The following is a 23,444-nucleotide window of genomic DNA, read 5'->3' as shown; positions in this document are numbered from 1 at the left end:
CCTGCGGCGCACTACCCGCGCCCGCCGGAACGGAGTAGGTTGTACGCGCCGACGTGCGTTCACGCTGCAGCGCGAGCAGTTTGAGGCGGCGCACCTGGCCCTGCAGCGTCGGTGGGACGAGCGCTTACCGCAGGCACGCAGCGCCCGCGGCTGAGCGGGCACAGCCGCGATCGGGATGAGTGGCGGCGAAGGAGCCGGACGTGAAAGTGTCCTATTTGTGCTCAAACAGCTACATCGATGGTCGCACGCTGGCGCGGGCGTCGTATCCCTATCCGCCGGCGCTGTACGACCCGGAGGTCGGCACGCGTTCCGTGGAGGCGGCGTTGGCGCACGCGCGCCTCGCCGACGAGCTGGGCTTCGACTGGGTGAGCGTCTCCGAGCACCACTTCGCGCCGGGGCTGCTCACGCCCAACCCGCTCGTCTTCGCCGGCGCCCTCACGCAGGTGGTGCGGCGGGCGAAGATCGCCGTGCTGGGGCCGATCGTCTCGATCAACAACCCCGTACGCGTGGCGGAAGAGATCGCGCTGCTCGACCTGCTCAGCGGCGGCCGCGTCGTCGTCTTCCTGCTGCGCGGTACGCCCAACGAGTTCACCACCTATTACGTCAACCCGGACGAGACGCGGGCCCGGACCGAAGAGGCCGTGGCGCTGATCACCCGCGCCCTGACCGAGCCGCGGCCCTTCGGCTGGGAGGGCCGCTACTTCCGCTTCCCCACCGTCGCCGTCTGGCCAGGTCCTACGCAGCGGCCGCACCCGCCGATCTTCTCCTCCGGCAACAGCCTGGAGTCGGCTACCTTCGCCGCCCGCCAGCGCCACGGCCTGGCGATCAGCTTTCGCCCGCCGGCGGGTGTGGCCGAGGCCGTCGCCCACTACAAGGCCGAGTGCGCGCGGCAGGGCTGGCAGCCCTCGCTCGACCAACTCCTCTACCGCGGCTTCATCGCCGTGAGCGAGACGGACGCGGAGGCGGAGGAGATGCGCGCCCGCTTCGCCGCCTCGCGCGGCGCGGGCGCCCGGCCGGCCGGTGGCCATGTCGCCGCGACGCCGCGCAACGGCGTCTTCGCCGATGCCAACAGCGGCCAGGCGGACGGCGCCGCCCGGGCCGGCGAGGGCTTCGGGCTGGGCTCGCTGCAGTTCTGGGGCTCGCCGGCCTCGTTGGTCACGCAAATCCGCGCCTTCCATGAAACGACGGGCGTCGGCGTGCTCGACCTGATCTTCACCGGCGGCCCGCAGGCGGTGGACAAGGCGCTGCGTCTGTTCGGCAGCGAGGTGCTGCCGCGTGTCCACCAGATCGGTGTGAGCGCGGAGCACGAGCGGGAGACGGCGCATGTCGCAGACTGAGGCTCCCGCGGCGTTCGCCGGTTTCAACGAGCGATACCTCGAAGCGGACGGCTTCCACATTCGCTGCCTGGAAGCGGGCAGCGGCCCGCCGCTGGTCGTGCTGCACGGCGGCGGCGGGCTGGCGCCCGGCCGCGCGCACGCCTTGCTCGCCGAGCGCTGCCGGCTGATCGCCTTCGAAGTGCCCGGCTTCGGCGCCTCGCCCGTCAATGAACGTTCGCAATCCATGCCGGAGCTGGCGCACACCATGCACCTGGCGATCGCCGCGCTCGGCCTTGGGCGCTACGCGCTGCTGGGCTCGTCCTTCGGCGGGCGGCTGGCCGCCTGGCTGGCGCTCGAGGCGGCGGACGAGGTCGAGGCGCTCGTGCTCGTCGCGCCGGCGGCAATCCTGCGCGAGGATCCGCAGCCCGCGGCGCAGTCGCCGCAGGAGATAGCGGCGCGGCTGTACGCGCATCCGGAGCGGCAGCCGCTGCCCGCGGTCGACCCGGCCGTGACGGAGAAGCAGATTGCGCTGGTACGCCGCGTCTTCGGCCCGGCCCGCGCTCCGGACCTGGAGGCGGGGCTGGGCGCCTTGCAAACGCCCACGCTCGTGCTGTTCGGCACGGAGGACCGCGTCACCGCGCCGGATTTGGGCCGCATCTACCAGGAGATCATGCCGCGCTGCCAGTTCGTGCTCGTGTACGATGCCGGCCACGCGCTCGCGCAGGAGCGGCCGGAGGCGTTCGCCAGGATCGTCGCCGACTTCATCGCGCGCAAAGCCGAATTCGTGACCAGCGCGGGCGACTCGATGCTCAGCCCGTAGCGCCGCGACAGCCGGGGCGCCGGCTCATTCTCCCTGCCAGGGAAGCACACGGCAAGCACGCTGGCGAAGACGGCGCGGCCTGGTTGAGCGCGTGATCGAGCGCATAGGGCCGCGACGGCGGGCACGCCTTACGTCTGTTCCTCCGCAAGACTGTACGCAGCGGATTGAATCTGCCTGTTTTGGTCGCGCGTACGTAGTATGATGCGCCTCATCGGCAGGAGCTGCACCGTACGTCAGCGTAGCGCCAGGATGGACGCGTATGTGGAACGACGAAGGCCGGCAGTCAACTACGATGCCGCGGCGGACGAGCCGGCGGCGGTTCCTGGTCGGCGGAGCGGGTGTTACGGGGTCGGCCGCCTTCCTCTTCGCCTGCGGCGGCGGCAGCAAGAACAACGCGGGCAATGCCGGCGCCGCCGGCAACACGGGCAGCGCCAAACCGGCCGCCTCCGCCGCCGGCGGGCAGGCCAAAGCGACCGCCGCGGCCGAGACGCCGAAGCCCGGCGGCATCCTCACCCAGGTGTTCTTCACCGACCCGTCGCCCAACCTCGATATGCATCAGACCACGACCTACACCGCCGTCTGGCCGCTCTCTCCCTGCTTCAATCAGCTCGTGCAGTTCGACACGACCAAGCCGGACGACGCGCAGCAGGACATCGTCGCGGACCTGGCGGAGAAGTGGGAGCAACCGGACGATACCTCGACCGTCTTCACGCTGCGCAAGGACGCGAAGTGGCATGACGGCGCCGATTTCACCTCCGAAGACGTGAAGGCGACGCTCGAATGGCTGAAGAAGCCGTTCAAGCCGGACCGGCCCAGCCCACGCTCCGGCACGCAGGTGACGGTAGACGAGGTCCAGGTGCCCGACCCGTACACGGTCAAGGTGAAGTTCTCGCGGCCGACGGCGTCCTACATCATGAACCTGGCCACGGCCTACTTCGCGATGGGCCAGTCGAAGGATCTGCACGACAACGGCGAGATCGGCGCCAATGGCAAGCTGATCGGCACCGGCCCCTTCAAGCTGAAGAACTACCAGCGGGCCAACATCACGGAGGTGGAGAAGAACCCCGCCTACCACATCGCCGGGCGGCCCTACCTCGACGGCATCAAGAGCTTCATCCTGCCCGACTACACCACGCGGCTGACCAACCTGATCGCCGGGCAGTATCACATCTTCTTCGCCTCCGAGTTCGTTAAGACCGACCAGGAACGCGTGAAGCAGGAGGCGGGCGGCAAGTACGATACCTTCTCGATTCCCGGCTTCAACCACGAGACGGTGTTCATGAACGCCACGCGCATGCCGTACAAAGACATGCGCGTGCGGCAGGCGATCAGCCTGGCAATGGACCGCGACGCGGCGATCAACGTGGTCAAGCAGGGCCAGGCGCGGCGCGGCGCCTACATGGCGCCGCAGGGTGTGTGGGCGATCGGCGAGGCCGAGCTGCGCGCCTACGACGGTTACGACAAGCCGGACGTCCAGAAAGCGAAGCAGTTGCTGCAGGCCGCGGGCGTGACCACGCCGCTCGATGCCTCGGCCACCTCGCGCACCGACTTCCAGACCTTCGCCGAGTTCGTCAAGGATCAGCTCGCCAAGATCGGGATCAACCTCAAGCTCACCCTCGCGGACACGGCCACGGCTCAGCCCGTGCTGATCCGCGGCGACTTCGATATCGGCCCCTGGACGATCGGCATCAATGTGGACGATCCCGACGCCACCTTCTCGGAGATCGCGATCAGCAAGGCGGCACGCAACTGGTCGCACGTGTACGACGACCAGATCGACCAGCTTTACGACAAGCAGTCCGCGACGTTCGACTTCCAGGAACGCAAGAAGATTGTGCAGGACCTGGAACGGCGGGCGCTGTCGCAGTACCAGGTCGCGGTGCTCTACTTCCAGGCGAGCAACCACGCCCTGGCCAAGAGCGTGCGCAACTACGTCATTCACCAGTCGCTCTACAGCAACCGCCGCATGGACCAGGTGTGGCTCAAGACCTGATCGGCAGCTCAGCTGTTGCCGGCGGGGCCGGGATTGTCGCCGCACGGCGGTGATACGAGGACAGGCAGAAGGCAGGAGATTCGCATGCAGCGCTACATTGCCGGCCGCCTGCTGTTGCTGCCGCCCACCCTGATCGGGGTGTCGCTGATCATCTTTGTGATCATGCGCTTGCTGCCGGGCGACGTGGTGGAGATCGTGCTCGGCACGGCGCAGGGCGTGACCGAGCAGCAGAAGGTCGAGCTGCGCCACAATCTCGGGCTGGACCGGCCGCTGCCGGTGCAGTACGCGCAGTGGGTGGGCGGCCTGGCGCGGCTGGACACGGGCCGCTCGCTGTTTACCAAGGCGCCCATCTCCGCCGAGCTGAAGGATCGCCTGCCGGTCACGGCCGAGCTGGCCCTCGGGGCCGTGCTGCTCTCGACGCTGATTGCCCTGCCCGTAGGCATTATCTCCGCCGTCTTCCAGGACCGCGCGCCGGACTACTTCCTGCGCATCTTCAGCATCCTCGGCCTGGCGCTGCCGATCTTTTGGATCCAGTCGCTCGTGCGAAACCTGATCTTGCCCAAGTATTTCGGCTGGGTGCCGCCGCCCGGCTACGCCGAACCGTGGCACGACCTGGGCACGAACCTGCAGCAGATGTGGATGCCGGTGCTGCTGCTCGGCTACGTCCAGTCGGCGATCATCAGCCGCTTGACGCGCTCGACGATGCTGGATGTGCTGCGCGAGGACTACATCCGCACGGCCCGGGCCAAGGGTCTGCGCGAGCGCGGCGTCATCCTGCGCCACGCCACGCGCAACGCGATGCTGCCCGTGGTCACGCTGGCGACGATCCAGCTCGGCACGCTGCTGGGCGGCGCGGTGATCACGGAGAGCGTGTTCGGCCTGCCGGGCGTGGGCCGCTACGTGCTCGACGCGATCCGCAACCGCGACTACCCGGTGGTCGAGGCGGTGATCGTGATGATCGCCATGACCTACGCGCTGCTCAACCTGGTGGTGGACCTGCTCTACGGCTGGATCGACCCACGCATCCGGCTGACGGTTTAGCGGCCTCCGAGCGAGCGTCGTCAGGTGTTTGCGATGTCGGGTACGTCGGGTACAACGAAGCGCGCTGACGAGAGCGGAGCCGAGCCGCTGCGCGTTGCTGAGGCGCAGCGGCGGGCGCTGCACCCGCGTGGCGCGGCGCCGGGAGGCCGGCTATGACCACCGCCGTGACCACGGCCCCGCTCCTCGAAGCGCACGGCGCGGCCCACCCCTCACCGCTGCGCGGCGTCGGCACCTTCATCCAGCGCAAGCCGCTCGGCGCGATCGGCGCAGCCTTCGTGCTGGCGATGGTGCTCGTCGCCCTGTTCGCTCCGCTGATCGCGCCGGCCAATCCGCTCGAATTTCACACCAGCGCCACGTTTCAGAGCCCGAGCCGGCAGTACCTGCTCGGCACGGACGACGAAGGGCGCGACATCTGGAGCCGCATCGCCTATGGGGCGCGGATCTCGTTGCGGGTCGGCGGCGTGGCCGTCGGCTTCGGCGTGACCTTCGGGCTGATCGTCGGCCTGGTGAGCGGCTACATGGGCGGCAAGCTCGACTTCTTCGCCCAGCGCGTGGTGGACAGCTTCCAGGCGTTCCCGGCGCTGTTGCTGGCGCTGGCGGTGACGACGGCGTTCGATCGCACGGTGTTCAATGTCGGCCTTGCGCTGGCGCTCGTGACCTGGCCCACGGCCAGCCGCGTGATCCGCGCGGCCGTGCTGGCGCAGAAGGGGGCGATGTACGTCGAGGCGGCGCGGGGCGTCGGGGCGCGCACCCCGCGCATCCTCGTGCGCCACATCCTGCCCAACGTCGCCTCGATCTACATCATCCTCGCGACGGCGGGTCTGGCGCAGGCGATCCTGGTGGAGTCGTCGCTGTCATTCCTGGGCGTGGGCGTGCGGCCGCCCGAACCTTCCTGGGGCGCCATGCTGCTCGAGGCGCAGCGTTGGGCGGTCCACGCCCCGTGGATGGCGATCTTTCCCGGTATCGCCATCTCGATCGCCGTGTTCGGCTTCAACCTGTTCGGCGACGCGCTGCGCGACCACCTCGATCCCCGGCTGCGGGGGCGGTAGGCGCCGTCAGCGGCAGCGGAATCAGTCGGCGGGGGCGGCCGCGGGCTCCGCTTCCCGGCGGCTTTCCGGCAGCAGGCTCGCCATGGCCCGCGCCTTCGCCCTGGCAATCGCCTCCTCGCGCGTGTCGCCGATCGCCGTCTCGCGGTGGTAGCGGTAGGCCTGTGGATGCCAGGGCTCGGACGGTTCGATGCCGTCGTCGAGCATCTTCGCCGCGCGCAGCAGGCGCCGCCGCACGTGGATGATCTGCTCGTCCGAGCTGGTCAGATGCTCCTTCGTGCGGTCGGCGATCGGCCCCCACTGGTTCTCCATCATGGCGATGTCCTGCAGCGGGAAGGTACGGATGCCGGAGTAGGTGCGCTGCTTCTGTGCCATGCGGTCGATGTTGTAGTTGTTATTGATGTTGTCCTTCGGCGTCCAGGTGCCGGGAATCAGCTCCGGGTAGTAGTAGCCGCCGCTGCGGTACTCCTCCAGCTCCGCTTCGGGGATGGGGCTGTAACTCCAGCGCAGGCGGTAGAACATCAGGCTCTTGTTGTCGATCGGGATGCGCATGTTGCTGGAGTAGGTGTTCGGGCCGGCGATGCCCGCCGTGCAGAAGATCGGCATCATCCAGGTCACGGCCACGCTGGCGGAGACACGGCCGTCCGGCAGGTCGTTTGCCGAGACGGCGATTACGCCCGAGTCGGTGTCCTCAAGCTTTGCGTTCAGCGGCCTGGTCACACGCCGGTCGCCGACGATGCGCGGGAAGCGCTCGTTCGCGCTCAGCTCGCCGGGCGCGACGGCCGGGTTTCTGCCCAGCGTGCCGTTCTGGTTCAGCGGATTGGGAATCGTCGCGTCCGAGAGTGTGCTGTGCAGGAAGCGGGCGTGGCTGGGGTCGTAGTCGCCCTCCATCGCCTGCAGGTAGTTGCACTCCAGGCGGAACTTCTTCACGTAGCGGTGCGACGACGGCAGGTGCAGCCACTCGAACTCGGGGAAGGGCGGCTGCTGCGCCGGCGGCCCCAAATACGCCCAGATCAGGTCCCCCGCCTCCAGGCAGGGATAAGACGTGAGCTTGATCTTGTGCCGGAACGTCTCGCCCTCGGGCGCGTTGGGCAGGTCCACGCAGGCGCCGTCCACGTCGAACATCCAGCCGTGGTAGACGCAGCGCAGGCCGCAGTCCTCGTTGCGTCCGAAGAAGAGCGGCGCGCCGCGGTGCGGGCAGTAGGCGTCGAGCAGGCCGACGCGGCCGTCACTGTCGCGGAAGGCGACCAGATCCTCGCCCAACACCCTGACGTGCACAGGCGGACCGTCGCGCTCAGCCAGTTCCTCCGCCAGCGCCACCGGCAGCCAGAAGCGCCGGAAGAGCTCGCCCATGGGCGTCTGCGGGTCGGTGTTGGTGACGACCTGATTGTCCTCTTTCGAGAGCACGGCGGCCTGCCTTTCTCCGTCGTTCGTCTTCCCGTCCGGAAACGGTTGCTGTCCCCCGTACTATATCCTCGTCCGAGCCGAATCACCCGCTCCTGGCGAGCAAATCGGCAGATCGAACCGATGCCCGGGGCGGGCTCCCGGCCGTGGAGCCACCGGTCCGCGCAGCGCTGCCGGCGGCCGCGTGACAACCGAGCAGATTGCGTGCACGGTGTGCAAGCATTCCCCGTTGCCCGCGACTTCGGCGTACGATGCGCGCGGGCGCTGCGCTGACGGAACAGGCGCCGAGGGCCGGCGAGATGAAGGCCGAGCTGTACTGGATCCAGGACGTGGGCAGAGGGCGCCTGGCGATGCTGCCGCGGCCGCGCGCCGGCGACTGGCTGCGGGAGGAGATCGCTTCGCTGCGCGACGACGGCGTGGACGTGCTCGTGTCGCTGCTCACCCCCTACGAGATCGGTGAACTGGAACTGGACGACGAGCCGCGCTGCTGCGCCGCGATCGGCATGGAGTTCGTCTCCTTTCCGATCGAAGACATGCGTGTGCCGCCCTCCGTCGAGGACACGCAGCGGCTCGTCGCCCGCCTGCTGGCGCAACTGGCCGCCGGCAAAGGCGTGGCCGTGCACTGCCGCGCGGGCATCGGCCGCTCCAGCACGATCGCGGCCTGTGTGCTCGTGGAGGCGGGGGTGTCGCCGGAAGACGCCTTCGCCCGCATCACCGCCGTGCGCGGCGTTGCCCTGCCCGACACCGACGAGCAGCGTGAGTGGGTGCAGCGCTTCGCACTGCTGGCCGGCGGCACGCCGAACGACGGCGAAGGATCGTAATGCACGCGCGGCCCCGCGCTGCGTGGCGCCGGACGCGGCCCGCCGTCGCCCGCGCCGGTGGGCCGCGTCCGGCGCCACGCAGCGCGGCCGAGGCTGTGCGCGGCGGCCGGTGGCCGCGTCTCTGCCACGGAACGGTATAAAATGCGGCTGTCGCGGCGCGGCGCCGCGGGGAGTGTGGCCCGTGGTCATTCCTGCCGATACCGTGTTCGGCCAGTACCGCATCATCGCGCCCGCCGGCCAGGGCGGCATGACCCAGACCTACCGCGCCGCCACAACCGGGCAAGGTGGCGCACCCGCCGAGGTCACGCTGAAGACGATCGCTCCGGCGCTCTCGACGCAGCCGGACTTCGCCGCGCGCTTCGCCAGGGAGGCGGCGGCGCTGGCGGCGTTGCGTCATCCCAACATCCTGCCCGTAATCGACTACGGCCAGGCGGAGGGCCGCGCCTATCTGGTCTATCCGGCGCTGCCCGGCGGCACCTTGCGCCAGCGGCTCGGCCGGCCCATACCGCCCGAACAGGCGCAGGCGCTGCTCGTGCCCGTGGCCGCCGCGCTGGACGCGGCGCATCAAAACGGCGTGGTGCACGGCAACCTGAAGCCACGCAACATTCTGCTCGCGGCGAACGGCGCGCCGTTGCTGGACGACTTCGGGCTGACGCACCTCGTGGAGCCGGACGGCGCCGGACCGGGCGGCGCCACGTTGGGCACCCCGGCCTACATGGCGCCGGAGCAGGTGCAGGGCCGGCCGCTGGACGGCCGTGTGGATCAGTATGCGCTCGGCATCATCGCCTATCAGATGTTGACCGGCTCCGTGCCGTTCTCCGGCGCCGACCCGGAGGCGGTGGCCTGGATGCACGTGCGCGATCCCTTGCCGCCGCCCAGCAGCCGCAACCCGGCGCTGGCCGGGCCGATCGAGCAGGTGCTGCTGGTGGCGTTGTCGCGCGAGCCGGCCGGCCGCTTCCCCTCCTGCGGTTCGTTCATCTCCGCCCTGGGCCAGGCGCTGCGGGCCGCGCCCCAACCGTCCCCCATTACGCCCAATCGCAGAGGAGAGGGAGTTCCTCCGCAGCCAGCGGGCGCCACAGCCCCGACGCTGATCGACGTGCCGGGCGCGAGCGGCGCGTTACCACCGTCCCCTGCCGGCATGCCGCCGCCCATGCCTGTTGCGCCGTACGGCGGCATGCCGCAGGTGGCCGCCGCGGCCGGGCCGTTCGCGGGCGCCGGCGCGGCGGGGGGAGTGCAACCGCTGTGGGCGCTGGCGGGTGGCGTGGGTTTCGTGCTCGCCATCGTCGCCACGCTGCTGCCGTGGGTAACCGTGCCCCGGAGTGAAGGCAAGCACTATGTCAACGGCTGGTATCCCAGGGTGCCGTTCCAGATCGACGATTGGCTGAGCAACCGGCATGCGGGCCGTACCGACGCTGTCGTGCTGCTGCTGCTCTGCCTGCTGGGCCTGGCGCTGGTGGCGGGGCTGCTGGCGAACCGGCGCGGCGGGGCGCTGGCATTCGTCGCTGCCGCGCTGGGCGCCGTCGTGGCGCTGATTGGGGTGCTCGAGGTGCACTATATCGGCCTGCGCACCGCGGACGGCGAGGGTCTCGGCTTCGGCGTCTGGCTGCTGATAGCCGGCGGCGCGCTAGCGCTGGCGGGCGCGCTGATCGAAGGCGTGCGGCGCCAGGGCGGCGGGTAGATCGCTGCCCAACGTACGCCGGCGCCCGGCGCGCCGCGAATGGTGAGGGCGGCTGCATGACGGCACGGCTGATCGCACAACGCGCCGAGGGCACGGCGAGCATTCACCAGCTCAAGCCGGCCGGCACGACGCTGGGCCGCGACGAGACCTGCGAGATCGTGCTGCCGGACGACCGCATCTCACGTCAACACGCGCGCATCAGCTTCGAGGACCAGGGCTACGTGCTGCGCGACCTCGGCAGCCGCAATGGCACCTATCTGAACGGCCGGCGCATCACGCGGCCCGAACCGCTGCGCCACCGAGACCTGATCGGTCTGCCCGGCCACACGCTGCGCTTCGACCAGGCGGACGAAACGGTGCCCTGGCAGCCGGAGGGCACGCCGTTCGCCTCGATTCGCGTGGATCCCGGCCGCGCCGAGGTCTGGGTGAACGGCAAGCAGGTGAGCCTGACGGCGAAGGAGTACCTGGCCGTCGAGCTGCTGCACCGCCGCGGCGGCGGGCTGGTGCGCAAAGAAGAGCTGGCGAGCCACGTCTGGCCCGAGTACAACGGCGCCGTGGGCGACTACAACATCGACCAGCTCATCTTCCGCCTGCGCGGCAAGATCGAGACGGAGCCGGGCAAACCACAGCGCCTGCAAACGGTGCGCGGCATGGGCTACAAGCTGGTGACGGAGTAGTGGGCCGGCCGGCCCTTAGCCGGAGGCGCAAAAGCGGCGCACGACCTCGTAGGTCAGCTCGCAGCCGAGATTGAAGTTCTCCAGGCTGAGCTTCTCGTTGTTGCCGTGGAAGCCGGCCAGCTCCTCCGGCGAGAGCAGCGCGGGGATGAAGCCGTAGGCCGGAACGCCGCGCTCGCGCAGGAAGCGGTTGTCCGTGCCGCCCACCGTCATTACCGGCGTAACGATCGCGTCCTCCATCGCCTCGCTCACCACCTGCTGGATCACACGGAACAGCTCCGTGTTCCAGTCGTTGGCGACCGTATCGCCGCGGAACTGGGCAAACTCGACCTCGATGCGCGGATCGTCGATGCGCGCGATCACCTGTTGGCGCCACTCCTCGGGGTCCTGGTCGGGCAACAGGCGGCAGTCGAGCGTCGCCTCGCTCAGGGCCGGAATGACGTTGATCTTGATGCCGGAATGGAACGTCGTCGCATTCAGCGTATTGATGTACATCGCCGCCTGACGCGGGTGCGAGGCGGCCAGCCCGGGCAGCGCCCGCTCCAGGTCGCCGTCCGGCGCCTCCACCAGGCCGGCATCGGCCAGGCGGCGCAGATACTCGGCGACGACGGGCGTGAGGCGCGGCGCCCGCTCCCAGTCGGCCAGGCGGGCGATGGCGCGGGAAAGATGCACGAGGCTGTTGTCGAAGTGCGGCACGCTGCCGTGGCCGGGCTTGCCCACGGCGCGCAGGCGCAGGCCGCAGATCTTCTTCTCCGTCACGGCCACGGTGATCAGGCGCGCCGGCCTGCCCATCACCCGGTCCATGCCCATGCCGCCCTCGTTCAGCTCGTACTCGACGTCGACGAGATCGGGCCGCTGCTCGCAGAGCCACTGCATGCCCCAGCGGCCGCCCGCTTCTTCGTCCGGCACGGCGCAGAAGACGAGGTCGCGCGCCAGCGGCACACGATGGCGGGCGAGCAACAGGAAGGCCGTCAGCTGCATGATGCCCGCGCCCTTCATATCCACCGCGCCGCGGCCGTAGACGAAGCCGTCACGCACCAGGCCCTCGAAGGCGGGCACGTCCCAGAACTGCTCTTCCACCGGCACCACGTCGCTGTGGTTGCAAAGCATCAGCGTGCCCTTGCTGCCGTCGCCGCGCAGCCGCGCCACGACCACCTCGCGGTTGGGCTGCGTTTCGATATACTCGCAGGGCACGCCGGCCGCCTCGATGACGCCGCCGAGGAAACGGGCCGCGGGCGCCTCGTTGCCCGGCGGATTGACCGAGGGAATGCGCAGGTATCGGACGAAGTGGTCGAGCGCTTCGGCCTGAATTGCCGGCCAGTCGATCGCCGGGCGCGCGGGACTGCTGGTCATGGCCTGCTCCGGAGGTGAATTCGGCTGCCGCAACACAGCGTACCGCGTTGCGGGCGGAGCCTCATCTCATGAAGAGCGGCTCGCGAGCGCCGGATCGGCGGCGATCTGGCCCAGCCACCAGAGCGCCGTCTGCGCCAGCGTGTCGTGACGCTCCGTCCAGCGGATCGCGTCGGCCACGTCCGCCCAGGCGATGCCGGCGCCTTCGAGCAAGGGCAGCAGCTTCCGCGCCTCGTGCCGCATCAGCCGTGCCAGACCCACGCCTTCGACCGTTGCCTCCGCCTCGCTCCAGTCGATCTCCCAGAGGCGGCGCACACGTATGAAGGCGGCGTCCTGCGCCAGCAAGGCGTACAGCGCCTCGGCGCACTCCAGCGCCTCGGACGACGGCCGCGGATCGGCAGACACGGTGCACCCACGCTCAGAACGTTTGTCCTGATGATAGCACAGGCCACGCAACCGTGGGCGAACCGCGCAGCCGGTTTACGCGCTGGCGGTGCGGTGGAAGGCGCAGAGCTGATCGAGGCGGCCCAGCAGCCCGTCGATATCGAAGGGCTTGGTGATGATCTCGGTGAAGCCTTCGGCGTGCACGCGCTCCGGGTTCCAGTGATGCGCGGTGAACAGCACCACCGGCGTGCCCGCCGAGCGGCGCAGCAGCGGCGCCAGCACGCGCGCGGCGAGGTCGATCGTAGGGCTGAAGCTGTCGGTGAGGATCACGTCAAAGGCGACCACCCGCAGGATCACGTGCGCCTCAAGCGGATTGCGCACCAGCACGACGTTGTAGCCCTCGCTGGTGAGCACGGCTTCGGTCATGCCGGCGATCGAGGCGTGGTCTTCGACCAGCAGCAGCAGCGGGCGCGGGCGCAGCCGCCGCTGCTCGGACGGATCGGCCAGCACCAGCGCGGGCTGCCCGTTGCAAGGCGCCGGTTCCAGCAGGCCGGCCCGCTCGAGCCAGGCGATGAGTTGCCGGGCCTCGCCGAGATCGACGCCTGCCAGAGAGCCGATCTCCGCTTCCGTCAGTGCACGTCCGGGGTGTTCGCCGTATTGCCGCAAGACCATCGCCGCCAGGCGTGAGACTCCCTGCCTGCCGCCACCCGGACCGCCGTTCCTGCTCACCGTACCGTCTCCTCGGGAGGCGCCGCCGGCGCGCCCGTTTGCACGCCGTCCCCGCGAAACGCTCCCGTCACCTTCAGCCTATCGCGGGCGGTTTGCGCCCGGCACTAATCCGCCGAGCCAAACTCATACCATTAGCTAAACGCAGCGCCGCGCCGGAATGAGTGCGATCGCTGACACCGGTGGCGTGAGATTGCTTACACCGGCGGCGTGTCGCTCTCGACCGTCCGATCTCTCATGCTACCGGCGGAAACGGCCCGGCCATCTGCCGTAATATGTCGAGCGGTTCGGGATTGGACTTAATGCCGCAGCCCCGGCGCGACGGCCTCAGCGGCAGGCGGGCAGCAGATCGCGGGCGAAGCGCTCCAGGCCGTGCATCAGCTCGCGCGCGTTCTGCCAGGCGAAGCCAACAGAAAGAAAGGTCACGCCGGCGGCGGCGTACTCCTGCACGGCGGCGACGATCTCGTCGCGATCGCGCAGCGGCCGCGCTTCGCGGCTACGTGTGCTGCCGCCGCCAACGACATGCCGGCGCATGGCCTGCACCTCCGCGTCGACGCCGAGGCTGAGGCCCGTGCAGCCGACCCAGAGTCCGGCCGGATCGCGGCCCAGCGCGAGCAGCTGCCGCCGAATCTGCGCGACGCCCGCCGCGACCGCTGCCGGCGTGCCCGTCATCGGCAACCAGCCGTCGCCCAGCTCGGCCACCCGGCGAAACGGCCGCGGCCCCGTGCCGCCGATGTACAACGGAATCGACGGCTGCTGCACGGGCCGGGGGAAGAAACTGACATCCTCGAAGGAGACGTAGCGGCCATGAAAGGCGGGCGCCTCGCTCGTCCACAGCTCCTGCATCGCCCGCAGGTATTCGTCGGTGATCGCGCCGCGCTCCTCGAAGGGGATGCCGAGGCGGCGGAACTCGGCCCGCATCCAGCCCGCGCCCACGCCGCAGGAGAGGCGGCCGTTGGAGAGCACGTCGAGCGTGGCCAGCGCCTTCGCAAGCGCCACCGGCTGATGGTAGGGCACGACGATCACGCCGGTGAGAAAGCGGATGCGCTCCGTGACGGCGGCCAGGTATGCGGCCAGCGCCGGCAGGTCGAACCAGTACTTGGTCGTGAGGTCGGCGTCGGGCCAGCGCGGCGGCAGCAGGTGCTCGGGCAGCAGCACGGCGTCGAAGCCCAGCTCGTCGCCCAGCTTCGCCACGGCGGCCAGCTCGGCCGCGCCGGCAAAGCGTGTGAAGGGGAAGAGGCTGAACCCGAACCGCACCGCGCGCCCTCCTGCGAAGGTTTTCGCCGCTCACTGCCGCGGCACATAATCCCCGTAGAACAGCGGCAGCGCGCCGGCGCGGAAGGCGCCTCCGGACGGCCGGGCAGTCCGACCAACAAGCGCCGCTGCAAGGCCGACAGCGCGCTGCCGTCAGGCGCGGCGATCACGGCGATCAACGTCTCCACCAGCCCGTGGCTGCGCTCGCCACGGCAACAGTTCTGGCGTAGAGTTTAGATCGCGATGCGGATCGCGCCAATCAGTTGCGCATTGCATGTGCAAGCGCTGGCGGAATTGGCGTTGACAAGTGCGCACCGCCGCGGTAGATTCCCGGCGAGGAGGGCGGCTCATGAAACTGTCGCTGTTCTACGAGTTGACGACCGACGATCCCAACGCGCCCGGCGCCGTGCAGCAGCGCTTCAACGAGGCGATCGAGCAGTGCATCCTCGCCGACCAGGTCGGCTTCCAGGGCGTCTGGTGCGTCGAGCACCACTTCCTGCCCGGCTATTCCAGCCTGTCCTGCCCCGAGGTCTTCCTCGCCGCCCTCTCGCAGCGCACGACGCGGCTGCGCCTGGGCCACGCGATCATGCACCTGCCGTATCGGATCAATCACCCCATCCGCGCCGCTGAGCGGATCGCCACGCTCGACATCCTCTCCAACGGGCGCGTCGAATTCGGCGGCGGCCGCGCCACTTCACAGGAGGAATTGGAAGGGTTCGACGTCGACCCGGCGATCACGCAGCGGCAATGGGCCGAGGCGATGCAGATCATCCCGCGCATGTGGGTGCAGGACGAGTTCGAGTACGAGAGCGACCTGATCCGCATTCCGCGGCGCAAGATCACGCCCAAGCCGGTGCAGCAGCCGCACCCGCCGATGTGGGTCGCCTCCACCCAGCCCTCCAGCATCGAGTTCGCGGGCGAGCACGGCCTCGGCGTGCTCGGCTTCGGCATCAGCGACCACCACAGCGACAACTACGTGAAGGTCTACCGCGAGGCGCTGAAGCACGCCAAGCCGGCGACGAGCGTGATCAACGACCGCTTCGCCGTGCTGCGCGTCGCCCTCTGCCTGCCAACGGACGAAGAGGCGATCGACGTCCAGGAGTACAACTACAACCTGTTCAACACGCAGGTGGGCGGCCTCTTCGCCCCCTGGATCGAGGGCACGCCGCCGCCCACCTACGAATACATCATCGAGAGCTTCAGGCTGCGCATGCAGCAGCGCGAAGAGCACTCGATGAAAGAGCTGGTCGAGATGGACCAGGCCTGCATCGGCAGCCCCGAGACCTGCGCCCGCGTGATCAACCGGCAGATCGACGCGGGCGTGGACGAGATCATGCTGTTCATGCAGGGCGCCCGCACGCCGCACGAGAAGATCCTCGAATCGATCCGCCTCTTTGCCACGGAGGTGATGCCCCGGCTCAAGCAGCCGGCCAGCGTGCGCTAGCCCGGATCGTCCCGCTCTCTTTCTGCCTCCTGCACGCCTTGCATACCGCCCAGCGGCGGCGCATGATGCACCGTAACGCTTTGCCCGCGGCGGTCGGAACGCCGCGGCAGGCGCTGAGCGTGCGCAGAGGGGGCGAGGCATGGTCACCGGGACGACGGCGGATCAGGCGCTCGAACAGGCGGTCAAAGCGGGCGAGGTGGCGGGCGTCGTCGCCCTGGCCGCCGATCGCGGCGGCGTCATCTACGAAGGCGCTTTCGGCACGCGCACCCTCGGGCAGGACGCGCCGATGACGCCCGACACCGTCTTCTGGATCGCCTCCATGACCAAGGCGATCACCTCGGCCGCGGCGATGCAGCTCGTCGAGCAGGGCAAGCTCAGCCTGGATGAGCCGCTGGGCACGCTCCTGCCGCAACTGGCTGCGCCGCAGGTGCTCGAAGGCTTCGACGCGCAGGGGGCGCCGCGGCTGCGCCCGGCCAGGCGGCCGATCACGCTGCGGCGGTTGCTCTCGCACACCGCCGGCTTCTGCTACGACATCTGGAACGCCGAGATGGCACGCTATGTCGAGCACGCCGGCCTGCCCGGCATCGCCGAGTGCAAGAACGCCGCGCTGAGCACGCCGCTGGTCTTCGACCCGGGCGAGCGCTGGGAGTACGGCATCAACATCGACTGGGCGGGCAAGGCCGTGGAGGCGGCGAGCGGGCAGCGGCTTGACGGGTATCTGCGCGCCCACATCTTCGAGCCGCTGGGCATGAACGACAGCGGCTTCGTGATCGGCGCGGCGCAGCGCGAGCGGCTGGCCGGCATGCACGCGCGCAACCCCGACGGCTCGCTGACCGCGATTCCCTTCGAGCTGCCGCAGGAGCCCGAGTTCTTCATGGGCGGCGGCGGCCTCTACTCGACCGGGCCTGACTACCTGACCTTTTTGCAGGCGTTGCTGCACGAGGGCAGCTTCAACGGGGCGCGCATCCTGCGGCCGGAGTCGGTGGCCGAGATGGCGAAGAACCAGACCGGCGAGCTGAACGTCGGCCTGCTGAAGACCGCCAACCCGGCCTTCTCGAACGACGCCGAGTTCTTCCCTGGCCTGGTGAAGAAGTGGGGGCTGGGCTACATGATCACCACCGAGGAGGCGCCGACCGGACGCAGCGCCGGCAGCCTCGCCTGGGCAGGACTCGCCAACACGTACTACTGGCTCGACCCGACCAAGGGCATCGCCGGTGTAATCCTCACCCAGGTTCTGCCCTTCGTCGACGGGGCGGTGATGCGCCTGTTCGACCGCTACGAGCGGGCGATCTACGCCGGCCGCGGCGCCTAACCCTGCCACCGGCCCAACCCCGCCGCACGTGAACGTGCGTCTCCCTTCCCCAGCGGGAAGGGTGTGGGCTGAGAAGGACCGCGAGCCCTCGAACAACCCTCCCCCGCGGGAAGGAACAGACCTCGCCTGCGAAACCTGGGTTGGGCGCATACCTTGCCATGGCATACCGGCTCTCCCGCGACTCTGGTGACGAGGGTTCGAGGGGCGATCTGGTTGAACGACGCGTCCACAATATCGTGCCGGGCGAAGGCCACCCGCTCGGCTGGAGTCAGCGCGTCCAGGACGAGCAGCAGGGCCGAACCCTTTGAGACAGGGTTTCAAAACCTGCGTCCGGCCCACGGCGCCCGCACACGCCGTTCACCTGCCAGCGGGCTTTGAAACCATCCGTAAGCCGGAGACCATGGCTTCGTGCTCGGAATTCGCTTCGTCGGCGGGTGGCTGGGGTTATCTGCAACCAGCCGCCCAGGTTTTCCATCTCGCTTGCGTCGGACCGGCTGCGCCGCGGCGAGGCCTCCTGCCCAGCATCGGCGGCGTCCGTCGCCGGATCCTGCATCCGGTAGACCACGACCCGCCGGGGCGCTCGCCTCGTCTCGAACGGCGCCGCCGGCCGATCGCTCGCCATCGGTCATGTTCACCCGTCGTGATCCGTCATACTAGTGACAACCACAACCGGTCCCTGTGACCGCCGGAGGAGCACCGCGATGCCAGGAGTCGACAAGAGCAGCAGCGCGAGCGGCGAGACGTCCCGGGGATTCACGGACGCGGAACGAGCCGCGATCAGGGCACGCGCCCAGGAGCAGAAGGCGGACGCACGCCGCGGCCGGCGCGCGGGGAAGGCGGACGGAGAAAGCGCTGTGCTTGCGGCGATCGCCGCGATGGCGGGACCGGATCGCGCCATGGGCGAGCGGCTCCATGCGATCATCAAAGCCAGTGCGCCGGCCCTCTCACCGAAAACCTGGTACGGGATGCCCGCGTATGCCAGGAACGGCAAGGTCGTCTGCTTCTTTCAAAGCGCGCAGAAGTTCAACACGAGGTACGCGACGTTCGGCTTTAACGACGCCGCGAACCTCGACGAAGGCGCCATGTGGCCCGTCGCCTTCGCGCTGAAGGAGTTGACTGCCGCCGACGAGGCAAGGATCGCCGCGCTCGTGAAGAAGGCGGTGAGCTGAGGGCGCGCCGTCTTGGCCCGGTGTGAAGGTCACGACGGACCGAAACCGAGCCACGAGCTGCCGTGGCGAGGTTTGTTGGCCGCCCCAGCCGGGCGCGAGGGCAGCTCCGGGCAACGCCCCCGGGCATGCGCCTCGGCTTGCATTTCCCCTGCGCGGCCATCAGGATGAAGCCGTTCATACCTGGCAGACCGTGAGCGGAGGGCGGCAGCGATGAAGTTCGGCGTCACGATCTTTCCCACCGACTACGCGATGAACATTGTGGATCTGGGCCGGGCGCTGGAAGAGCGCGGCTTCGAGTCGCTGTTTATCCCCGAGCACACGCATATTCCCACCTCGCGCGAGAGCCCCTGGCCCGGCGGGCCGCAGCTGCCGGAGGAGTACCGGCATACGCTCGACCCCTTCGTCGCGCTGGGCGCGGTGGCCGCGGCGACGAAGACGCTGAAGCTGGGCACCGGCATCTGCCTCGTGACGGAGCACGACCCGATCACGCTGGCCAAGGAGATCGCCTCCGTCGACTTTCTGTCGGGCGGCCGCTTCCTCTTCGGCATCGGCGCCGGCTGGAACTTCGAGGAGATGCGCAACCACGGCAGCGACCCCGCGCACCGCTGGGGCATCGTGCGCGAGCGCATCCGCGCCATGCAGCAGATCTGGACGCAGGACGAGGCCCAGTTCCACGGCAAGTACGTGAACTTCGACCCGATCTGGAGCTGGCCGAAGCCAGTGCAGAGGCCGCACCCGCCGATCATGATCGGCGGCAACTCGCCCGGCACGTTCAAGCGCGTGCTCGACTACGGCGACGAGTGGCTGCCAATCATGGGCCGCGGCGCCCCGATCGAAGAGCAGATCGCCGAGCTGCAGCGCCAGGCCAAAGAGCGCGGCCGCGCCCCGATCCCGATCACCGTATTCGGCGCCCGCGCCGACAGCGAGACGATCGAACGGCTGGGCGCCGCCGGCGTGACACGCTGCCTCTTCGGCCTGCCGCCCGCGGGCGAGGAGAAGATCCTGCCGCTGCTCGACCGCTTCGCCGCCGCCATGCTGAGCCACGCGTAAGGACCGGGCCGCGGCGGGCGTCGGTCATCCGTCACCCGTCTTCCGTCTCCCGTCTCCCGGCTTCCGTCAAAGGAAGCGCGGCATCACCTCGCGCGCGAAGCGTTCCAGCGACGGGTACATCTCGTCGGGGCGCAGGCCGAGCGGCACGCCCCAGCCGACGAGATCCGTGACAGGCACACGCTCACGGTAGGCATCGATCTCGTCGCGGACACGAGCGGCGCTGCCGAGCAGGTATTGCCCGTCCAGCAGCGGCAGCGCCTGGCTGTCGTCCGTCTGCACTGGAGAGCCGCGCGGCACGCCTGCTTCCTCCGTGCGCCTTGCGTCGAGGCTTGCACGGTACTCCTCGCCGGGGCGCAGCCGCTGCCACATGCGCAGTGGATCGTCCGTCACCACCACCGGGCGGTTGACGAGCACGCGGAAGGCTTCCGGGTCGTGGCCGAACCGGCCCAGTGCCCTGGCCCAGATGTCGAGCGTCGCGCGCCGGTCGCCACGCGGCAGCAGGTGCAGGCGCAGCGCGGCGGCGCGCAGCGCCTGCTTGGCGCTGATTGCGCCGCCCCACAGCGGCGGGCCGCCCGCCTGCAACGGCGGCGGCGCGAGCGTGAGGCCGTCCAGATCGTAGAAGCGGCCCTTGAAGCTGATCCGTTCGCCGCTGAAGAGCAGGCGCAGCACCTGCACCGCCTCGCGGAAGCGCGCCGCCCGCTGCCGGCGCGGCACGCCGAAGGCGGCGAACTCGGCCGCGAAGCCGTCGTCGCCCAGGCCCAGCTCGATGCGCCCGCCGGAAAGCTGATCGAGCACCGCGATCTGCTCGGCCAGCGAGACGGCGTTGTGCAGCGGCAGGGCGGGCACACAGACGCCGATGCGGATGCGGCTGGTGCGCGCCGCGATCGCCGCGGCGATCGACAGGGGCGACGGCAGGGCGCCGTCTTCGGCCAGGTGCTGCTCGCCGATCCAGATCGAGTCGAAGCCCAGCTGCTCAGCGAAGACCATCTGGTCGAGCGTGCCGGCGTAGAGATCGCGCCAGGGCAGCGCCCACTGCGCCGGGTTGCGGAAATCGTAGGCAAGGCCGAAGCGCAAGGCGTCGCCCCCTATTTCCCTCGAACGGGATTCGCGGCATGATGCACCAGAACTCGCTGCCGCACGCGTGACGCGGACCGCGACCTGCGCACGGCTACGGGCGGCCGCCCAATTGGGCGCAGTCTACGGCGCCGGCCTCGGCATGAGGTCGAGGAACGGTATGAATACGAGTGTGCAACGGACCCGCATGCATGGCTGGCGGTTTGGTCTTGCCGGCGTCGCCGTGGTCGCGCTGGCGCTTGCGGCCATGCTCGGCGGCAGCGAGACGCCGATCGGCGCGCAGCAGCCCTCGGCGACGCCCACACCGACCGTGATCGCCCGCCCCGGCGCCTGGCAGCTCACCGACCCCTCGTTCACGGCACTGCCGGGGGCGAAGGCCTACTTCGGCGTGCTCGATCGCTCGACCTACCACATCGAGCTGCCGGACAACTGGAACGGCGAGCTGGTGATGTACGCGCACGGCTACGCGGGCGAGGGGCCGCTCCTGCAGGCCGGCATCTCGCCGATCCGAAAGCACCTGATCGACCTGGGCTTCGCCTGGGCCGCCTCAAGCTACGACGAGAACGGCTACGACCCCGACCTGGGCGTGACCGACACGCTCGCCCTGCGCGACTACTTCATCGCCACCTTCGGCAAACCGAAGCGCACCTATCTTGAAGGCACGTCGATGAGCGGGCACATCGTCGTCTCCTCGCTGGAGCAGCACCCCGGCATCTACGACGGCGCCCTGGCCGAGTGCGGCGTGCTGATGCAGGAGCAGGAGATCGATTACCTCGAAGCCTACTCGGCGCTGGCGGACTTCATCTCCGGCGTGAACGCCCTGCCCGCCGCCGACGCAGCGGCCTTCCAGGGTACGCTCACGAACCAGATCGTGCCCGCGCTGGGCACGCCGGACGACTGGACACCGCTCGGCCAGGCGTTCGAGTCGGCCGTGAAGTATCTGACCGGCGGTGCGCGGCCGTTTCGCCACGAGGGCATGGTCGATTTCTACACCGGCGCCTTCGCCGCGATCACGCAGCAGCAGCCCGCCTCGCTCGCCGGCCTGGCAGCAACGGACGACTACTTCACCTTCCACATCGACCCCGACCTCGGCTTCACCGACGACCAGCTGAACAGCGGCGTGCTGCGCACGGCCGCCGACCCGGCCTACCGCAACGCGCAAACGAATCCGGTCTTCGCGCTGCCCACGGGCAAGATCACGGTGCCGCTGCTCACCTATCACACCACCGGCGACAACTTCGTGCCGCTGCTGCACGAGATCAACTACCGCAAGACCGTGGACGCCGCCGGCAACGGCGACCTGCTGGTGCAACGCACCGTGCGGGCGCCGAAGCACTGCCAGTTCGACACCGCCGACCTGGTGCAGGGCTTTGATGACCTCATCGCCTGGGTGGAGCACGGCGTGAAGCCACGGGGCGAAGATCTGCTGCAGGCCGACCTCACCGGCCTGGGGCGCGAGTGGACGCATCACGTGCTGCCGGGCGACGATCAGGGCTACTGAGCGCACGTGGCCCCCATCCCCCGGCCCCTTCCCCCAATACTAGGGGAAGGGGAGATCGTAGTTCGGGACGGTTGCGCCTGAAGGCGGAGCTGGGCGGGTAGCGGTGCATGGAGAGTCCGGGATGGTGCACGATCGCGTGGCGCTGGTCACCGGCGGCAGCCGCGGCATCGGCCTCGCCTGCGTGCGGCGGCTGCTGGCGGACGGCTTCCGCGTGGCCGTGGTCGACGTCAACGAACGGGCGCTGGCCGCGGCGCGCGAGGAGCTGGCCGGCGAGCAGGCGCGGCTGGAACTGGCCGTGGCCTCGGTGAGCGATCGTGCACAGATGGCGGCCGCGGCGGCGCGGGTGGCGCAGCGCTGGGGCGGGCTGGATGCGCTGGTGAACAACGCCGGCGTGAACCGGCCGGGTGGCCTGGCGGCGCAGAACGACGCCGACTGGGACGCGGTGCTGGAGGTGAACCTCAAGGGGCCGTTCGTCTGCAGCGCGGTGTGCCTGCCGCATCTGCGCGGGCGCGGCGGCGCAATCGTGCACATCGGCTCGATCGCCGCGGCGGGCATGGGCGCCTCGCCGGCCTACGCCGCCTCGAAGGCCGGGCTGATCGGGCTGGCGCGGCAGATGGCGCGCGAGCTTGGGCCGGAAGGCATCACCGTCAACGTCGTGGCGCCGGGCGTGACGCGAACCGGCTGGGTCGAGCGCAACCTGGGCGAAGCGCGGCTGCGCGCGGCGGGCGAGGAGGCGCCGCTGCGCCGCGTCACCGCGCCGGAGGAGATCGCCGGCGCCGTGGCCTTCCTCTGCGGCCCGGACGCGCGCCAGATCACCGGCCAGGTGATCTCCGTCTCCGGCGGCGCCTGGATGGTGTAGCCGAGCGTCCGGCGGCGCTCAGGCTCGCGAATGTCGCGGGGGGCGGCAGCATGGCCGGCGACCAGCTCGATGAGAACCGCGAGCTGCGTATTCAGATGGAGATCGTGGTCGACGCCTACGACCCCGAAGAGCAGGCCTAACAGATGGTTTCAAAACCGGCTCGAGTTCCCGCTTGTAGGTGTGCGATCGCACCGGAACGCCGATTTTGAAACCATGTCTTAGGTTGGTACTACTACCTCGAGGAACACCTGACCTTCCCGTTTCGCGCTCGCTGCGTCGCAGGCCGCATGAGCTCGCCGCTGCGCGTCGGCGAGTTCGTCCAGGTTTCCGGCATGCCAGGGGAGGACGAGTGTGAGCACGAGATGTACGTGCAGATCCGCTGGCGGCAGCGCTCGCTGGCAGTTCCGCTCGCCCAGCTCGAAGGCGTGGACGTGGACGAGCAAACCGCCGAGGCGATCGCGGACTGGCACTACTGGGTCGCCCGAGGTTATGAATTCGGCTGAAGCGCGCGGCCACAACCGTTGCAAC

At 69.6% G+C, this 23,444-nt stretch carries 20 protein-coding genes and 1 pseudogene; 15 read left to right on the top strand and 6 right to left on the bottom strand.

Annotated elements, in window-relative coordinates; translation table 11 throughout:
- Window positions 1–200 precede the first annotated feature (200 nt).
- The 5 genes from VKV26_06945 to VKV26_06925 all read left to right on the top strand — a co-directional run bounded on the left by VKV26_06945 (window position 201) and on the right by VKV26_06925 (window position 6,219).
- Entirely contained in the window at window positions 201–1,337 is a 1,137-nt protein-coding gene (locus VKV26_06945) for an LLM class flavin-dependent oxidoreductase (GenBank protein ID HLZ69634.1), read from the top strand.
- Window positions 1,324–2,136: an alpha/beta hydrolase gene (locus VKV26_06940; GenBank protein HLZ69633.1), complete on the top strand. Its 813-nt coding sequence runs from the start codon at window positions 1,324–1,326 to the stop codon at window positions 2,134–2,136. The genes VKV26_06945 and VKV26_06940 overlap by 14 nt, the downstream gene beginning before the upstream one ends.
- Window positions 2,137–2,395: 259 nt before the next feature.
- A complete protein-coding gene (locus VKV26_06935; GenBank protein ID HLZ69632.1) occupies window positions 2,396–4,129 on the top strand; it encodes an ABC transporter substrate-binding protein in 1,734 nt (577 codons plus the stop codon).
- 84 nt (window positions 4,130–4,213) lie between these two features.
- The gene (locus VKV26_06930) at window positions 4,214–5,170 is read left to right on the top strand and encodes an ABC transporter permease (GenBank protein ID HLZ69631.1); all 957 of its coding nucleotides are present in this window, start codon (window positions 4,214–4,216) and stop codon (window positions 5,168–5,170) included.
- 152 nt (window positions 5,171–5,322) lie between these two features.
- Entirely contained in the window at window positions 5,323–6,219 is an 897-nt protein-coding gene (locus VKV26_06925; protein ID HLZ69630.1) for an ABC transporter permease, read from the top strand.
- A gap of 21 nt (window positions 6,220–6,240) precedes the next feature.
- Here VKV26_06925 and VKV26_06920 read toward each other — a convergent pair whose 3' ends face one another.
- Complete coding sequence (locus tag VKV26_06920) at window positions 6,241–7,623, bottom strand: Rieske 2Fe-2S domain-containing protein (protein HLZ69629.1); 1,383 nt, start codon at window positions 7,621–7,623, stop codon at window positions 6,241–6,243.
- 296 nt (window positions 7,624–7,919) lie between these two features.
- Between VKV26_06920 and VKV26_06915 the strand changes: the two genes are divergently transcribed.
- The 3 genes from VKV26_06915 to VKV26_06905 all read left to right on the top strand — a co-directional run bounded on the left by VKV26_06915 (window position 7,920) and on the right by VKV26_06905 (window position 10,796).
- Window positions 7,920–8,441, top strand: coding sequence for a tyrosine protein phosphatase (locus VKV26_06915; protein HLZ69628.1), 522 nt, complete (start codon window positions 7,920–7,922; stop codon window positions 8,439–8,441).
- Between the two features lie 181 nt (window positions 8,442–8,622).
- Window positions 8,623–10,119, top strand: coding sequence for a serine/threonine-protein kinase (locus VKV26_06910; protein ID HLZ69627.1), 1,497 nt, complete (start codon window positions 8,623–8,625; stop codon window positions 10,117–10,119).
- A gap of 56 nt (window positions 10,120–10,175) precedes the next feature.
- Window positions 10,176–10,796, top strand: a complete 621-nt coding sequence (locus VKV26_06905) for an FHA domain-containing protein (GenBank protein HLZ69626.1) — start codon at window positions 10,176–10,178, stop codon at window positions 10,794–10,796.
- Window positions 10,797–10,811: 15 nt separating this feature from the next.
- Here VKV26_06905 and VKV26_06900 read toward each other — a convergent pair whose 3' ends face one another.
- From VKV26_06900 to VKV26_06885, 4 genes are all read right to left on the bottom strand, one after another.
- Complete coding sequence (locus tag VKV26_06900) at window positions 10,812–12,146, bottom strand: M20/M25/M40 family metallo-hydrolase (protein HLZ69625.1); 1,335 nt, start codon at window positions 12,144–12,146, stop codon at window positions 10,812–10,814.
- Window positions 12,147–12,212: 66 nt separating this feature from the next.
- The gene (locus VKV26_06895) at window positions 12,213–12,548 is read right to left on the bottom strand and encodes a hypothetical protein (protein HLZ69624.1); all 336 of its coding nucleotides are present in this window, start codon (window positions 12,546–12,548) and stop codon (window positions 12,213–12,215) included.
- Between the two features lie 75 nt (window positions 12,549–12,623).
- Entirely contained in the window at window positions 12,624–13,256 is a 633-nt protein-coding gene (locus VKV26_06890; protein HLZ69623.1) for a response regulator, read from the bottom strand.
- Window positions 13,257–13,580: 324 nt separating this feature from the next.
- Window positions 13,581–14,510, bottom strand: coding sequence for a TIGR03619 family F420-dependent LLM class oxidoreductase (locus VKV26_06885; GenBank protein HLZ69622.1), 930 nt, complete (start codon window positions 14,508–14,510; stop codon window positions 13,581–13,583).
- 346 nt (window positions 14,511–14,856) lie between these two features.
- Between VKV26_06885 and VKV26_06880 the strand changes: the two genes are divergently transcribed.
- The 4 genes from VKV26_06880 to VKV26_06865 all read left to right on the top strand — a co-directional run bounded on the left by VKV26_06880 (window position 14,857) and on the right by VKV26_06865 (window position 19,482).
- The gene (locus VKV26_06880) at window positions 14,857–15,951 is read left to right on the top strand and encodes an LLM class flavin-dependent oxidoreductase (protein ID HLZ69621.1); all 1,095 of its coding nucleotides are present in this window, start codon (window positions 14,857–14,859) and stop codon (window positions 15,949–15,951) included.
- Window positions 15,952–16,090: 139 nt separating this feature from the next.
- A complete protein-coding gene (locus VKV26_06875) occupies window positions 16,091–17,263 on the top strand; it encodes a serine hydrolase domain-containing protein (protein ID HLZ69620.1) in 1,173 nt (390 codons plus the stop codon).
- Window positions 17,264–17,964: 701 nt separating this feature from the next.
- On the top strand, window positions 17,965–18,432 hold the full coding sequence (locus VKV26_06870; protein HLZ69619.1) for a DUF1801 domain-containing protein: 468 nt from the start codon (window positions 17,965–17,967) through the stop codon (window positions 18,430–18,432).
- Between the two features lie 210 nt (window positions 18,433–18,642).
- On the top strand, window positions 18,643–19,482 hold the full coding sequence (locus VKV26_06865; GenBank protein HLZ69618.1) for an LLM class F420-dependent oxidoreductase: 840 nt from the start codon (window positions 18,643–18,645) through the stop codon (window positions 19,480–19,482).
- A gap of 66 nt (window positions 19,483–19,548) precedes the next feature.
- Here VKV26_06865 and VKV26_06860 read toward each other — a convergent pair whose 3' ends face one another.
- Entirely contained in the window at window positions 19,549–20,556 is a 1,008-nt protein-coding gene (locus tag VKV26_06860) for an LLM class flavin-dependent oxidoreductase (protein ID HLZ69617.1), read from the bottom strand.
- A gap of 160 nt (window positions 20,557–20,716) precedes the next feature.
- On the opposite strand from VKV26_06860, the gene VKV26_06855 reads away from it, so the two are divergent.
- The 3 genes and pseudogenes from VKV26_06855 to VKV26_06845 all read left to right on the top strand — a co-directional run bounded on the left by VKV26_06855 (window position 20,717) and on the right by VKV26_06845 (window position 23,419).
- Complete coding sequence (locus tag VKV26_06855) at window positions 20,717–22,057, top strand: DUF6351 family protein (protein ID HLZ69616.1); 1,341 nt, start codon at window positions 20,717–20,719, stop codon at window positions 22,055–22,057.
- A gap of 121 nt (window positions 22,058–22,178) precedes the next feature.
- Window positions 22,179–22,916: an SDR family NAD(P)-dependent oxidoreductase gene (locus tag VKV26_06850; protein HLZ69615.1), complete on the top strand. Its 738-nt coding sequence runs from the start codon at window positions 22,179–22,181 to the stop codon at window positions 22,914–22,916.
- A gap of 227 nt (window positions 22,917–23,143) precedes the next feature.
- A pseudogene (locus tag VKV26_06845) lies at window positions 23,144–23,419 on the top strand (calcium-binding protein).
- Window positions 23,420–23,444: the final 25 nt, after the last annotated feature.

It is taken from the genome of Dehalococcoidia bacterium (genome assembly GCA_035310145.1).
Lineage (GTDB): Bacteria > Chloroflexota > Dehalococcoidia > CAUJGQ01 > CAUJGQ01 > CALFMN01.
This window is presented reverse-complemented; position numbering and strand designations above follow the sequence as displayed.